Here is a 14,920-nt window from a genome sequence, read left to right as displayed (position 1 = left end):
CGATGGAAGATCATAAGAATAAAAATCAGCTGAACATTGAACTGAGTGAAGAAGTTGCACAAGGTATTTATTCGAACCTGGCGATTATCACGCACTCCAGTTCCGAGTTTGTGATCGATTTTGTTCGCATCATGCCGGGCGTGCCCAAGGCGAATGTGAAGTCGAGGATCATTCTCACTCCGGAACATGCCAAGCGATTGTTATTGGCGCTTGAAGACAATGTCAAGAAGTATGAACACATGAACGGGCCGATAAAAGTGAATACCGGCGGGCACGACCCTGTAATGCCGCCCATGAGCTTTGGAGGTCCGGCTGCTGAAGCTTGATTTCTTCTTGTGGATTAAGATACTACAAAAAGAGGCTGTCCGATTTCATTCAGACAGCCTCTTTTTCGATTACCGGTGACCTTCAAATTTGAACGAGACCTTTACTTTTGTCCGGTAAAACTCAATTTTACCGTCTTTCACATGAATATCCATCGCCGATACTTCTGCAATACGCAGATCGCGCAGCGATTCCGCGGCCTTGCTGATGGCATTTTCAGCCGCTTTTTCCCACGACTCGGTACTGGTTCCGACCAGTTCAATGATTTTGTAAACGCTGTCTGGCATAATTCGCTCCTTTCAGATTGATTATGGTAGCTTTTACTGCTAAACGTGCTTTACAGTTTCGGTAAAATAACTGCTTGATAATATGGGAGGATAAAAAAACAGGACTACTTTCTGAAAAAGCAGCCCCGTCAAAATCAGTTTCAAATAATTTTACGATTCAAGCGTCCAGCCCGAACGGTATTGATAGTGAAGCTGAGCCGAAGCGGCTCCGTCTTCATCGTCGACAAATGTTTCGGTTGCCGGGTCCCATTTAATGGTACGGCCCAGGTCAACGGCGATGTTGCCAAGCGTACAAACGGTGCAGGAACTATGCCCGATTTCGACCGGAACAACCGGGTCAACCCGATTACGGACGGCTTCGATAAAGTTCACCTGATGCGGGATTTTTGTTTCGTACGGAACATTGCTCTCATCTGCTTCGGTTGCCGGGGGCAGGAGGGAGTCGTCTGACGCAACATAGTGTCCTCGCGAAACTTCGATCCATCCTTTGTCGCCAACAAATTTTACACCTTTTGTCATCGATTCGTTAAATGGTTCGGAAGTCAGGATGACGCCGTTGGCATATTTGTACTCGATGTACTCCGAATTTTCACCCAGCGGCGATATTTCAACCGGTCCGCTGCCGTCCATGCCTAAACCCCACTGGGCAATGTCGAACATGTGAGCGCCCCAGTCGGTGGTAAAGCCGCCGCCCATTTCTTTGTACCAGCGCCAGGCTCCCCACATGGTTTCGTGTTCAACCGGATCGAGCGAGATAGGTGGATTAAGTTCGTTATTGAAGTGAATGGTCTCGGGCAGAGGCCCTAACCATTTATCCCAGTTCAGGTCGGCAGGAATTTCTTCTTCGGGCAAATTGTAAGGAATGGGAGGAGCGCCAACATAAGCATATACTTTTTCGATAGCGCCCAGCCGGCCCGATTGAACCATGTCAACGGCATGGCGGAAGTTTGGATCGGAACGTTGCTGACTGCCGATTCCCAAAATCCGGTTGGTTTCGCGAACCACCCGTTTCAGTTGTTGTCCTTCGTAGATGGTGAAGGTCATGGGTTTTTCGAGGTAAACATCTTTGCCTGCTTTGCAGGCTGCGATGGCAATCATGGCATGCGTATGGTCCGGTACGGCAATCACAACGGCATCAATGTCTTCACGGGCCAGCAATTCGGTATAATCTTCGTAGGTGTCAACCTCTACCTGAACATCGTTTTTCTGATAAAATTCGTTGACGCGATTTTCAAAACGCTGACGTTTCCGTCCGTAAACATCACATCCGGCAACAACTCTGACACCGGGAATCTGGATAAATCCGTTCAGCAAAAACATCGCCTGACGCCCCATCCCGATAAAACCTAAACGGATTGGCTCTGTTGCGGGTGTCTGTTTGCAGGAACTCAGTCCCGGAAGAAAGGTCAGTCCGGCGAGGCCAATGGCGGTTGTATTCAAAAATTGTCTTCTTGATAAACCCTGATTTGTTTGTTTTTTCATTCTGGTTGATTTATTAAAATGATGGTAAGTTTAAGTGTGAATCCAAATTGTCACGTAAAAATAAGGATTAACTGTGTTTTGAACAGCTTATTCGGTTTTTTTTCAGCATGAAATTGGTTCTTTTATTTAAAAGATGAACATGCCAGGTCGGATGTGGCGTGCTTAATTAGTAAAAAAAAGCCGGAAAAAAGAATGTTTAATTAGTTTGTAGAACATATTTGTTGAAAAATGAAAGCAAAACATATCGATAACTATCGAAATGTAACCTGAAATGTTAATTTTTCCTGATAATTCGTTTTTTTGCCCGGTTTGGCCTCCGCAATACCCCATTATTTGTTTATCTTGGAGCCTTTCTTTAAAATGGGAAGAAGTTTTTAATAACAAAATATAACTAACCAAGATGAGCGATATAGGTATAGCATTAGAGATGATGGGAGTAGGAATGATTACGGTCTTTATAATTCTTTCCCTGGTCGTGGCAATCGGCAACCTGATTATCCGGTTTGTCAACAAATATCTGCCGGAAGAAATTTCACAAAAAGTTCAACAAGCTGCCGGTAAAGCACCGGGATTAAATCCCAAAAAAGTGGCGGCGATTGTCTCTGCAGTAAAAATAGTGACCGAAGGAAAAGGCCACGTGACCAACATCGAAAAAAGCTGATCAAACGACTGCCCGATAAAATAGAAAAATCATAAACTTTTAGATAGCCTTATGGAAAAGAGAAAGATCAAATTTTCATTGGTTTATCGTGATATGTGGCAATCTTCAGGAAAGTATTTGCCCCGCGTTGACCAATTAGTAAAAGTTGCCCCGCACATCATTGATATGGGATGTTTTGCCCGCGTTGAAACCAATGGTGGCGGTTTTGAACAAATAAATTTGCTTTTCGGAGAAAACCCGAATAATGCCGTCCGTAAATGGACTAAACCTTTTAACGACGCAGGAATTCAGACACACATGCTCGACCGTTCGCTGAATGGCTTGCGTATGAATCCGGTGCCGGCTGATGTGCGCAGGTTGATGTATAAAGTAAAAAAGGCACAGGGAACCGATATCACCCGCCCGTTTTGCGGCTTGAACGATCCGAGGAATATTCTTGATTCGATCCGTTACGCGAAAGAAGCCGGGATGATTGCCCAGGCAGCCCTGAGTTTGACCTATTCGAAGGTGCATACGGTTGAATCGTATGTGGAACTGGCCGACACCCTGATTAAAGGCGGCGCCGACGAAATCTGCCTGAAAGACATGGCAGGCATCGGACGTCCGGCCTGGTTGGGTAAAATTGTTGAAGGTATTAAAAACCTTCATCCCGACATTCCGTTGCAGTATCACTCGCACTCGGGTCCCGGTTTTGCTATGGCTTCCATCCTGGAGGTATGCCGCGCCGGCGTAGAGTATGTTGATGTGGCCATGGAGCCGCTTTCGTGGGGTACCGGGCACATAGACCTGCTGGCCGTTCAAACAATGTTGAAAGATGCCGGTTTTGACGTACCTGAAATAAACATGGACGCATACATGAAAGTGCGCAGCCTGACACAAAATTTCATCGATGATTTCCTCGGGTATTACATTGACCCGAAGAACCGCTATATGAATTCGCTGCTGATTGGACCCGGTCTTCCCGGAGGGATGATGGGTTCGTTGATGGCTGACCTGGAAAGCAACCTGGATAGCTTAAACAAGTGGAAAGTGAAAAATAACCAGCCGACCCTGTCGCAAGACGATTTACTGGTGAAACTGTTCAACGAAGTGGAATACATCTGGCCAATGGTGGGCTATCCACCCCTGGTGACGCCATACAGCCAGTATGTAAAAAACCTGGCCCTGATGAACGTCATGCAGGTTGAAAAAGGCAAAGAACGCTGGAGTATGATTGCCGATAACATTTGGGATATGCTGATGGGCAAGGGCGGTAAACTACCCGGCGAACTGGTGCCCGAACTAAAAGCCCTGGCGAAGGAATTGGGTAAAGAAGAATTTACAGCCAATCCGCAAACCTTGTATCCGGATGCGCTGGACACTTTCCGTAAGGAGATGAAAGACAACAACTGGGATTTCGGACCGGATGATGAAGAACTGTTCGAACTGGCCATGCACCCGCAACAATACCGTTTGTACAAATCGGGAGAGGCCAAGAAAGCTTTTGAAGAAGATTTGGCGAAACGCCGCGAAGAAGGCGGCGGTTTGCTTGAAGGAACGAAAAAAGCCGCCGAAACGGTCCAGACTGCTCCATCCGGAAGTTTTGCCCCTTCAACCATGTTTATTGATGTGGATGGCGAACAGTTTAAGGTTTCTGTTTCGTATGGCCAGGCCGGAGTTGCCGAAACTGTTGCTCCCGCACATGCAGCTGCGACTGTGGAGGTGCCGGTTCCGTCGACAAACGGGACTGTGAAGGAAGTTTTGGCTCCGCTCGAAGGTAAATTTTACCTCACCAAAGAAAGCTCGGAGACGGCCCTGAAAATAGGCGATATCATAAAAGAAGGAGATCTGATTGGTTATGTTGAAGCCATGAAGACCTTTAACGCCATCAAGTCTGATCTTTCGGGCAAAGTGGTTGAAATTGCCTTTGCAAACGGCACCGAAGTAGAAGAAGACGATGTCCTGATCCGGGTTCAATAATCAAAAAAACGAACCTATGTCGATTATTGAAACCTTGTATAAAATGACCGCCATCCAGGCGATTATTGACAGTCCGGGAACCTTGCTGATGCTGGCTATTGGGGCATTGCTGTTATACCTGGGGATCCAAAAAAAATATGAACCGCTTTTGCTGGTGCCAATTGCTTTTGGTTTAGTCCTGGCTAATTTGCCCGGAGGCGGGATGGGTGTTGTTTCTGCCGATCTGATCCAGATTGATGAACATCACTATAAAAATCTCTTTGAGATTGCCCATGATCACGGCATTATGAACTTCATTTACTATTCGCTGATCAAAACCGGTTTCCTGCCTCCTATTATTTTCATGGGGGTAGGGGCGTTAACCGATTTTGGGCCGATGTTGCGTAACCTGCGGCTGGCGTTTTTTGGCGCGGCTGCCCAGGTTGGCATTTTCGCGGTGTTGATTTCGGCTATTTTAATCGGGTTTACACCGAAAGAAGCCGCTTCATTGGGTATTATCGGTGGCGCCGACGGCCCGACGGCTATTTACACGACCATCATTCTGGCGCCTCACTTACTTGGACCAATCGCCATTGCCGCTTATTCGTACATGGCCCTGGTGCCGGTGATTGTGCCGCTTGTTACCCGGCTGACCTGTTCTAAAAAGGAATTGTGCATCAACATGAAGGAGATGGATAAATTGTATCCTCCCAAATTCACGATTAAAAATATGAGGGCCGTGAAAATTGCCTTCCCGATCGTGCTGGGAATCGTTATTTCCATTTTTGTTCCTTCGTCGGTGCCTCTTTTGGGCATGTTGCTGTTTGGCAACCTGATTAAAGAGGTGGGCGTAACCGTTGCCCGTTTGTCGGATGCGGCTACCGGTTCGATTATGAATACGGCAACCATTTTCCTCGGGCTGGCTGTGGGTGCAACCATGACGGCTGAAGTATTTCTGGATGTGAAAACAATCATGATTATTGTTGGCGGTTTCATTGCTTTTGCTATTTCGATTGCCGGAGGTGTTGGCGCGGTAAAAGTGTACAACCTCATCGCGAAAAAGAAAATTAACCCGCTGATCGGAGCAACCGGTTTGAGCGCTGTGCCCATGGCATCGCGTGTGGCGAACGAAATTGCCATAAAATACGATTCAAAGAATCACGTGTTGCAGTATTGCATGGCCAGCAACATTTCGGGAGTTATCGGTTCGGCTGTTGCCGCCGGTGTATTGATCTCCTTCCTGAGATAAACCTGTTTTTGACACGATACTGAAGGAGGCTGCCTGAAAAAAGGCGGCCTCTTTTGCGTTTGGAAGAACAGTTTGTAATGCAGTTGCTTGTTTGATAATGCGTTAGATTGGGTAAGGCCAGTTGCGAAAAAAATGTATATTTGTATATAAATTTTAAATATGGGTAGATCACAAGAATCATTTCAAAAAAAAGAAGTTCGCAACAAGAAAGAGAAAAAGAGAAAAGAGAAAGAACAAAAAAGATTAGCTCGGAAAGACAACGAGAAATCGAACAGTTTGGATGGTATGATTGCCTACGTAGATGAAAACGGCATGATTACATCAACTCCTCCCGATCCTTCGAAGAAGACAGAAATTAAGCCGGAAGATATCCAGATCAGTATTCCGAAGGAAGATCCAAACATGAAAGCAGATCCGGTACACAAGGGAACAGTTACATTTTACAACGCGACGAAAGGTTTTGGTTTTATCCGCGATCATGAAACCAAGGAAAGTTTGTTTGTTCACGCCAATAACCTGGAAGAACAGATAAATGAGGGAAATACCGTGCTTTTTGAAATTGAAAAGGGCCCCAAAGGTTATGTTGCGGTTAAAGTAAAAAAGGTTTAAACGCCTGGCCAAGGGTTCGTTTAAACAAGATTTTTGCTTCCTTTTCATCGACTGAAAAAGGAAGGGTCCGTCCGGACTGAGGATGGCAATCGTGAAGAAAGCCTTGCTGCTGATGTCCTTCCGGACGGGATTTATGATGTTGTCTTGACACAAAAAAGTAAACAAAAAAAGTCAAGGCTGACGGTGATTGTGAAGGAAAACTACGGGTTGAGCATGCCACACGGCCCAACTCGTCGTTCCTCTTCAAACAGGGCCGATTACCAGTCCCTGCCCCGGATTCCCTTCCCTTGTATTCCGGGTTCAAAATCCCCGCAGGCCATAGCCAGGCGACAGACCATCAATGAAACGCTGTCATGCTGAACTTGTTTCAGCATCTGTTGACAGGTTCACCCCCGATGCAAGGTACGTGATGCCAGACCAGTTTATCCGGAAAATCCGTTTCAATTATCCGGGAAACACATTTGTATTATCCGGGAAAAGCGTTTGTATTTTGCGTGAAATACAAACGTATTGTCCGGATATTATGAAAGATCTCCTCGCTGGTTGGTTCGTTCTCAGCCAAGCATTCATGAACCGGCAGTTCGGAAGCCGCCGCACCCGATAAAGGGACGCCATTCGTTAACCACTTATTTTTTTAAATTGATTCCAAATTAGCTGCCTAGTAAAATTTATTACGTCAAGTTTTGTAATTTGGAGGGGCAAAACAGGAAAATTGCCCGTCAGGCTTTACAATACATCCCTAATGGAGTCTTTAAGTTTACTTTTAATGCAAAACTTAATTTATTCATAAATATGGTGCAACTCAGTGGCTCAGAACTTTCCTTATCGTTGATTATCGCTGTTATAGGTTTTATTGGAAACCTAAAACTATTTTTTGACGGTACAGATAGGGAAAAACAAAAAAGATGGAGCTTTTTTATTTATGGTATTGCAATCATCGTATTGATTTGTGGATTATTAACTCCACCAGACCTTCTGTCAAATATATTTTTTTCGATTCCTTTAATAATTGTTTATCGTTTAATTCTAAATCGGATTATTATCAAAGCCAAGGAGAAGCAACTGTGACACTGAATATTTCATCTATTTAAAAAAAACCTGTATTATGAGAAAATTGTTATTTATGGCTGCTTTGAGTCTTTTCTGCATTCGTTGTGAAAAGGATGAATTTGACATAGATAATCCCGATGTACAGAAATTTGTACAACAAATTAAAAATGGGACTTACAATAGCTATGAGAAGGGAGAAAATGGAGAAAATTTGTGGCTTCAGATGCCGAAATTTACGAAAAGTCATATTCAATCCCTGATTGATCTCTCGAAAGACACAGCTCATATTTCTAATTTTCCGTTAAATCCGGTATCATCCCGGACACCTTTCCCTTATGGAAGAGATTACTTGATTTTGGGAGAATGTTTGCTTTGGACCGTGGAAGGTATCAGAAATGATTTCGGATATGGCTCGCTTGACCCCTACTTGATTGATACCGCTTTAAATGAAAACGAAAGGTTTAATGGACTTAAAGGAACTGAAATCCTGATGATTAAGGATGTTTATAGCGATTGGTGGAATCGTTTAAAAGATAAGGACTGGAAGACTAAAAATCCACTGGAAAATACTTCTTATGTGTGGTTTTAAATTTTGACTGAACAATGAATATGAAAAAACTGATTTACTTTTTACTGACAGGACTGCTTTTGGTGAATTGTAGCAACGATGATTCATTTATCAGCAGCGCAGACCGGAATGTTGTCTCGGATGACCGCTCGGTTTCTTTTGAAGAATTATTGATTCTGATTAACCTGAAATCGACGGATAGCACTTATCTGGTGGTCAAATCAATTGATTCCGTAAATATCTTCATTAATAATTATTATTGGGCAAAGATTAATTCGCAGACTCTTGATACGTCAAAAGTTGATAAATTTTTAGTTGGCAATAAATACCAAAGCCGGAATAAGATCAATTACCTGGTCATTGCCAATCAGGATATTGAGCAACCTGCTTATGAGACTGCCGGAGAATTTGCCCGATATTTAAATGCAGCTTATGAGCTTAAACCGGGAGAGTATGCTTGTTTAATTGAGTCATTCCAGCTTACGTTTAGCGATCTAAGCACGAAGAAATATTTTCCTCATGAGTACGCTGTTTTTAAGGTCGAACAGAATTCAAGAAGTGCATTTGCCGGCGAAATCGAAATAAAACTTAATTAAATGAAAACATTGAGATTATTCCTGATTGCCTGTGTGATCATCGTGATGCAGTCGTGTTATGAACCGGGAGATATCCAGGTGAAAAATAGTATTACACAAGTAAAAATTGTCGATGTAAAATGGGGGAACATTTACATCGCAACAGAATTGTTGCCCGGAGAATCCTCCGGAAAACTGACAATTGATAAAGACTGGGAAAAACTGCCGGCCCGTCATAAGATATCGTTTAAAATGACCGCCAATGATAAATCAATTTATCTTGAAACGGAGGAAGAATTTTTACTTGACGAAGATGACGATTTATTGATTGTTTTGACTGACGATACGAAAGTCAAAACCCCGAATGAATAAACATCCCGGAATAAAAAGAAAAAACCGCTTCAGCTTTTGTTCCGAAACGGTTTTGTTGAGCGAGAAACGGGACTCGAACCCGCGACCCCGACCTTGGCAAGGTCGTGCTCTACCAACTGAGCTACTCTCGCGTAATCAATAAAATAAGTACCCGGGGCGGGACTTGAACCCGCACGACCGTTGATTGGTCATTGGATTTTAAGTCCAACGTGTCTACCATTCCACCACCCGGGCATCCTCATCATGGAGCGAGAAACGGGACTCGAACCCGCGACCCCGACCTTGGCAAGGTCGTGCTCTACCAACTGAGCTACTCTCGCATCTTCTTTGATTCGTTTGAACGTACTGCATTCCGTTCCGAAAACAGCGTTGCAAATATATTGCTAATTTTTCTTTCTCCAAAAATAAATCCTAAAAAATCAGAGGAAATCCGGGCGCCAAAACCAATTTCATTTTAAACCAATTAGTTTCTTAATTTCGTTCAATTTGTTTAAGGCTTCAATCGGGGTCAGGTTGTTAATATCCAGGTTCCGGATCTCGTCCCGGATCGACTTTAAAACGGGATCGTCCATCTGGAAAAAGCTCAGTTGAAATCCTTCCCGTTTTTCGGCCATCCCATCCAGCGGTTTGGCCAGCGAATCCCTGCGGTTGTCTCCTTCCAGCTGCACCAGTATTTCGTCGGCCCGTTTCACTACCGACGGCGGCATGCCGGCCATCCGGGCCACATGGATACCGAAGCTGTGATTGCTTCCTCCCCTGACCAGTTTACGGAGGAAGATCACCTTGTTACCAACATCTTTCACGCTGACATTATAGTTTTTTACCCGGCCAAACGATTTTTCCATCTCGTTCAGTTCGTGGTAATGCGTGGCAAACAGGGTTTTGGCCCTGGCGTGCGCGTGTTCGTGGATGTATTCAACAATCGACCAGGCAATTGAGATCCCGTCGTAAGTCGATGTTCCGCGCCCAAGTTCATCCAGCAGGATCAGGCTTCGGTCCGACACGTTGTTCAGGATACTGGCTGCCTCGTTCATTTCGACCATAAAGGTCGATTCGCCAAGGGAGATGTTATCCGATGCCCCGACACGGGTAAAGATCTTATCAACATAGCCGATTTCTGCTGAAGCCGCCGGCACAAACGATCCGATCTGGGCCATCAGCACAATCAGGGCTGTTTGCCGCAAAAGCGCCGACTTACCGGCCATATTCGGACCGGTAATAATGATCACCTGCTGCTCTTCCTGATCGAGTAACACGTCGTTGGCAATATAGCTTTCGCCAACCGGCAGCTGTTGCTCAATCACCGGATGCCTTCCTTCCCGGATATCGATATTTTTTGAATCGGTGATCAACGGACGGGTATAGTTGTTTTTAACCGCCGAACCGGCAAACGACAGCAAGCAGTCCAGTTTGGCAATCACCGCCGCATTTAACTGGACGGCCTGAATATACTCGGAAAGCGCGATGACCAGGTCGTTGAAAATCCGGGCTTCCAGCGAAAGGATTTTTTCTTCGGCTCCCAGTATTTTGTTTTCGTATTCTTTCAATTCTTCCGTGATGTAGCGTTCGGCGCTTACCAGGGTTTGTTTCCTGATCCAGTCTTCCGGTACTTTTTCTTTGTGCGTATTACGCACTTCGATGTAATAGCCAAATACATTGTTGAAAGAAATCTTCAGGGATGGGATGCCGGTACGTTCCGACTCGCGTTCCTGCATTTGGGCCAGGTAGTCCTTACCCGAATAGGCAATTTTCCGTAAATCGTCCAGTTCGTCGGAGATCCCGGGTTTGATGACTCCGCCCCGATTCAACAGAACAGGCGGATCATTGGTAATCTCCCGGTCAATCCGGTCCCTGATCGAGGTACACGGATTTAACTGTTCGGCAAAACGGTTCAATACCTCGTGCTTTGTTCCGGCAGCATAAGTTTTGATTGGCTCGATGGCTGTCAGGGCATTTTTCAGTTGAACCACATCTCTCGGGTTAACCCTTCCCACCGCAACTTTGGAAATAATCCGTTCGAGATCGCCAATTTGCCGGATGTGATCTTCCAACAGTTCTTTTTCATCCGGATGCGACACGAAGTACTCGACCACCGACTGGCGGTCGTTGATGGCTGCAATTTCTTTCAGGGGAAGGGCAATCCATCGTTTCAGCAACCGCGATCCCATTGGCGATATGGTTTTATCGAGCACCTGCACCAGTGTTTTTGCCCCTTCATTGATGGTGCCGAAAAGCTCCAGGTTACGAATGGTAAACCGGTCGAGCCAGACATATTTGTCTTCCTCAATGCGCGACAAGGCGGTAATATGCTGCACCTGGTGATGCTGGGTCAGATCGAGGTAATGCAGGACGGCTCCGGCGGCAATCACCCCGTAGTTGAGCTCGTGCACCCCGTAACCTTTCAGCGATTTGGTCTGGAAGTGACGCAGTAAACGGTCAACAGCGGCATCTTCATGATAAACCCAGTCGTCCATGGTATAGGTGTAAAACTTGCCGCCAAACAGGGCTACAAAGTCGTTTCCCTTTCCTTTCTGATAAAGAACTTCTTTTGGTTTAAACGAATTCAGCAGCTTATCGATGTACTCGAAGCTGCCTTCGGCGATCAGGAATTCGCCGGTTGAGATATCCAGAAAAGCGACTCCGCCCATTTTTCTGTCAAAATGAACTGAAGCCAGGAAATTATTTTCGCGATGTTCAAGGATCTGATCGTTGATAGACAAACCCGGTGTGACCAATTCGGTAATTCCGCGTTTGACAATCGTTTTTGTCATTTTTGGGTCTTCGAGCTGCTCGCAAATAGCCACCCGCTGGCCTGCCCTGACCAATTTGGGCAGGTAGGTATCGAGCGCGTGATACGGAAAGCCGGCCAGCTCGACAAAGCTTGCGGCTCCGTTGGCCCGCCGGGTGAGGGTAATCCCTAATATTTCGGCGGCTTTAATGGCATCTTCCCCGAAAGTTTCGTAAAAATCGCCGACACGAAATAAAAGCACCGCGTCGGGATGTTTGTCTTTGATGGCATAATACTGCTTCATCAAAGGGGTTTCCACGTATTTTTTTGATTGTGACAAATCGTTTCCGGCTTTTAATTTGATTGATCAACAAATATAAAGGATGTGCCAACAAGAAAAAAAGCAATCCGGTTTTGTTCGGCGAAACTTTTCAACAACTTCTTATTTTTCTTTTAACAGCTCCTGTTTCCGGGCTGAAAGAAACCGGGAGCTGTGCAGCCATGCGCGGCAAAGCATCATGAGCGACAGCAGGTAAAATCCGGGATGGAATGTCTGAGGGACAATAAAACTGAAAAGGAGGAACAAGCTCATCCAGACAGCCAGAGCCGGCCAGTACCAAACAATCCGGCGCCGCCATTTCTTGATCGGCCACAAAAACAGAAAAACCAGGTTCAGCGGAACAGCCCACAACAGATTAAAATTTGGATGCATGGCCGGATGTTCGGAATAAAAAACGAACCAGAGCAGACCAAAACCAATCAGTCCGGTTAACAACAGAAGAAAATAGTCAATCAGGTAGTGAGATCTGGCTGTTTTATATTGCCGGTAACTGATAAAAACGACAAGAAGTAATAAGGCGAGTAATGCCGTCAGCGGCGTATACGCCTTCATTCCGGGGTTGGTCTTCGGACCTGCATCGCGAATCAGCTTTTTCTGTTTTACCAGGGGCCGGCTTCCTTCGTCTGTTATAATTTGGGCTTCAGCGAAGTGCTTCAATAAAAAATCAGGTAGAAACATCTCCTGGTAAGCGGTCGCAACACGGTCGGCAGGGCTGCCCAGCACCAATTGAATGCCAAAGTTGGTCCAGGGTAACACCCGCTGGTAAGAGCTTACATGTTCCCTGAATGTTTTGTTCAGCCCGCTCTTTTCAGAAAAGATGACCTCGCCGTCAATCTCGCTTGCAATGACGTCGCGCACCCGTGAGGCGCAATTGTCGAAGAAAAAATTATAACGGTATTCCCTGTTCTCGGGCCTGGCATTATCCATTAAAAAATCGAAAAGCTGTTGCTTTTCTGGTTCGGTCAGGTTTAAAAGTTGTTCTTCGATACTGCGTCCCCGACGTTTGTAGCCTTCATAAAAATCGTGATAATATTCAATAGCCAGCATGTAATCCGTTTGGCCTTTTGCAAACCGGTAAACAAAATTCGGGGCGCTGAAACTGAAAACACCGTAATTAAAGATCACATCCAGTTGTTGTTGCGGATCTTTCACCCGAATGGCCGTATGCCCGTATATGGCATGAATCAACTCGCTTGGTCCGCAGGTCATCACACTGATTTCGGCCTCCCGGCTCAAGGTTAGCGAATACGCTTTGGTGCCCGGGAACAGGATAAAAATGCCAATGAAGAAGAAGACAATCTGTCTCATGTCTTTTTTTGTTCAAAAAAAGTAAAAAGCCGGCACATACCGATGCGTTTACAGATAATTTTCCTCGAATGTTTCCGTCACCCGTGCCATTAATGTATTAAATGCCATCCGAAATATCGTATTTGCAGGGGAGGGTGAATGTGAGGAAAATCGCGAAAGATGTCCGATTGCTTATTTAGACTGAATAAACTTAGCAGATGTGAGTAATTTTAGATATTTTTGTCTGAATTTATAGCTGATAAATAGTTTAAATATGGGATGCAACGGATGTACCATCAATATAGAGCACGACCGGCCTGAGATGTTAAGTTCTTACGACTGGTTGAACGATTTACCCGATACCAGTCATCTGAGTAACATTGTTGAAGTCAGGTTTAAGGGTACGCGCAAAGAGTTTTTCAGAAACGAAGATCACCTGTCATTAAAAGTTGGCGATCTGGTTGTTGTGGCTTGTTCGCCCGGCCATGATGTGGGGTATGTAACGCTTACCGGGACCCTGGCCCGAAAACAGTTTGAGCGGAAAATTAAAAAGCAGGAACGTTACAGCTGGCATAAAATTTACAGGAAAGCCAGCGATACCGATGCCGCCAAGTGGGAAGCCGCGAAAAAACGGGAATACGCGGTGATGGTCCGTTCGCGGCAAATCGCAGCCGAACTGAAGCTAAATATGAAAATTGGCGATGTGGAGTTTCGCGGCGATAACGCGAAGGCGATTTTCTATTACATTGCAGACGACCGGGTTGACTTTCGTGAATTGATCAAACGTTATGCCCGTGAATTTCAGGTTAAGATCGAGATGAAACAGATTGGCGCCCGGCAGGAGGCCGGGCGGGTTGGCGGCATCGGCTCGTGCGGACGTGAACTTTGCTGCTCAACCTGGCGTACCGACTTCTCGAGCGTAACCTCCGATGCCGCCGTGAAGCAGGGACTTTCGCCCAATGCTGAGAAAATGGCGGGCAGGTGCGGAAAACTAAAATGTTGTCTAATGTACGAACTGGACACCTACATGGAGGCGCAGGAGGATTTTCCGTACGAGTTGCTGAACCTCGAGACAGAGAAGGGTCTGGCCAAACACTTCAAAACCGAAATCCTGAACAAAAAAATCTGGTACACCCTGGAGAATGCTTATGGCGGTAAGCCGTTTGTACTCGACCTGAAAGATGTAAAGGCCATCATTCAACTCAATAAACGGGGAGAGAAGCCTGCACTGTCGAAATACATCGAAAAGGAAACTGCCCCAAAAAATGAAATGAGCGTTGGTACAGCCAATATCGAACCGAAGGAAGATCCAAAGAAGGTAAAAGCCCGGAGAAAGGTAAAACTGAAACGTACCATACGAAGATAAAAACAGAAAGGATAACGCCCCGGTCGGTTTGACCGGGGTTTATTTTTTCGGTCATCGGGGTGAAAATAGCGCCCGTTGTGGACC

Annotated in this window: 14 protein-coding genes and 3 tRNA genes; 10 read left to right on the top strand and 7 right to left on the bottom strand. The window is 45.5% G+C overall.

The genetic code is table 11. The features are described 5' to 3' along the window. Positions 1-2 precede the first annotated feature (2 nt). Positions 3-326, top strand: a complete 324-nt coding sequence (locus tag ACOIT5_RS03135) for a DUF3467 domain-containing protein (RefSeq protein WP_423129012.1) — start codon at positions 3-5, stop codon at positions 324-326. Positions 327-395: 69 nt separating this feature from the next. On the opposite strand, the gene ACOIT5_RS03130 is transcribed toward ACOIT5_RS03135, so the two are convergent. Both ACOIT5_RS03130 and ACOIT5_RS03125 read right to left on the bottom strand, forming a co-directional pair. Beyond that, on the bottom strand, positions 396-611 hold the full coding sequence (locus ACOIT5_RS03130; RefSeq protein ID WP_423129011.1) for a dodecin family protein: 216 nt from the start codon (positions 609-611) through the stop codon (positions 396-398). Between the two features lie 150 nt (positions 612-761). Further along, the gene (locus tag ACOIT5_RS03125; protein ID WP_423129010.1) at positions 762-2,093 is read right to left on the bottom strand and encodes a Gfo/Idh/MocA family protein; all 1,332 of its coding nucleotides are present in this window, start codon (positions 2,091-2,093) and stop codon (positions 762-764) included. A 400-nt stretch (positions 2,094-2,493) separates the two neighbouring features. Between ACOIT5_RS03125 and ACOIT5_RS03120 the strand changes: the two genes are divergently transcribed. From ACOIT5_RS03120 to ACOIT5_RS03085, 8 genes are all read left to right on the top strand, one after another. After that, a complete protein-coding gene (locus tag ACOIT5_RS03120) occupies positions 2,494-2,754 on the top strand; it encodes an OadG family protein (protein WP_423129009.1) in 261 nt (86 codons plus the stop codon). 51 nt (positions 2,755-2,805) lie between these two features. Further along, positions 2,806-4,713 (top strand): biotin/lipoyl-containing protein, encoded by a 1,908-nt coding sequence (locus tag ACOIT5_RS03115; protein WP_423129008.1) that lies wholly within the window; start codon positions 2,806-2,808, stop codon positions 4,711-4,713. A gap of 16 nt (positions 4,714-4,729) precedes the next feature. Next, positions 4,730-5,941: a sodium ion-translocating decarboxylase subunit beta gene (locus ACOIT5_RS03110; protein ID WP_423129007.1), complete on the top strand. Its 1,212-nt coding sequence runs from the start codon at positions 4,730-4,732 to the stop codon at positions 5,939-5,941. 159 nt (positions 5,942-6,100) lie between these two features. Then, positions 6,101-6,550, top strand: coding sequence for a cold shock domain-containing protein (locus ACOIT5_RS03105; RefSeq protein WP_423129006.1), 450 nt, complete (start codon positions 6,101-6,103; stop codon positions 6,548-6,550). Positions 6,551-7,240: 690 nt separating this feature from the next. Beyond that, complete coding sequence (locus tag ACOIT5_RS03100) at positions 7,241-7,618, top strand: hypothetical protein (protein WP_423129005.1); 378 nt, start codon at positions 7,241-7,243, stop codon at positions 7,616-7,618. 37 nt (positions 7,619-7,655) lie between these two features. Then, positions 7,656-8,189, top strand: a complete 534-nt coding sequence (locus ACOIT5_RS03095; protein WP_423129004.1) for a DUF4943 family protein — start codon at positions 7,656-7,658, stop codon at positions 8,187-8,189. A 20-nt stretch (positions 8,190-8,209) separates the two neighbouring features. Further along, a complete protein-coding gene (locus tag ACOIT5_RS03090; RefSeq protein WP_423129003.1) occupies positions 8,210-8,764 on the top strand; it encodes a hypothetical protein in 555 nt (184 codons plus the stop codon). After that, positions 8,765-9,115, top strand: a complete 351-nt coding sequence (locus ACOIT5_RS03085; protein ID WP_423129002.1) for a hypothetical protein — start codon at positions 8,765-8,767, stop codon at positions 9,113-9,115. It abuts the gene before it with no gap. A gap of 58 nt (positions 9,116-9,173) precedes the next feature. On the opposite strand, the gene ACOIT5_RS03080 is transcribed toward ACOIT5_RS03085, so the two are convergent. From ACOIT5_RS03080 to ACOIT5_RS03060, 5 genes are all read right to left on the bottom strand, one after another. Then, positions 9,174-9,246 (bottom strand) — tRNA-Gly (locus tag ACOIT5_RS03080). A gap of 17 nt (positions 9,247-9,263) precedes the next feature. Continuing rightward, positions 9,264-9,349 (bottom strand) — tRNA-Leu (locus tag ACOIT5_RS03075). 10 nt (positions 9,350-9,359) lie between these two features. After that, positions 9,360-9,435: transfer RNA gene (locus ACOIT5_RS03070), tRNA-Gly, on the bottom strand. 129 nt (positions 9,436-9,564) lie between these two features. Then, positions 9,565-12,147 (bottom strand): DNA mismatch repair protein MutS, encoded by a 2,583-nt coding sequence (gene mutS / locus ACOIT5_RS03065; RefSeq protein ID WP_423129001.1) that lies wholly within the window; start codon positions 12,145-12,147, stop codon positions 9,565-9,567. Between the two features lie 138 nt (positions 12,148-12,285). Further along, positions 12,286-13,491, bottom strand: a complete 1,206-nt coding sequence (locus ACOIT5_RS03060; RefSeq protein ID WP_423129000.1) for a DUF4105 domain-containing protein — start codon at positions 13,489-13,491, stop codon at positions 12,286-12,288. A gap of 253 nt (positions 13,492-13,744) precedes the next feature. Between ACOIT5_RS03060 and ACOIT5_RS03055 the strand changes: the two genes are divergently transcribed. Next, positions 13,745-14,836 carry a PSP1 domain-containing protein gene (locus ACOIT5_RS03055; protein ID WP_423128999.1) on the top strand — a complete coding sequence of 364 codons (1,092 nt, stop codon included), beginning with the start codon at positions 13,745-13,747 and terminating at the stop codon, positions 14,834-14,836. Positions 14,837-14,920: the final 84 nt, after the last annotated feature.

Origin of the sequence: Gaoshiqia hydrogeniformans (assembly GCF_049347105.1) — a bacterium.
Lineage (GTDB): Bacteria > Bacteroidota > Bacteroidia > Bacteroidales > Prolixibacteraceae > Gaoshiqia > Gaoshiqia hydrogeniformans.
This window is presented reverse-complemented; position numbering and strand designations above follow the sequence as displayed.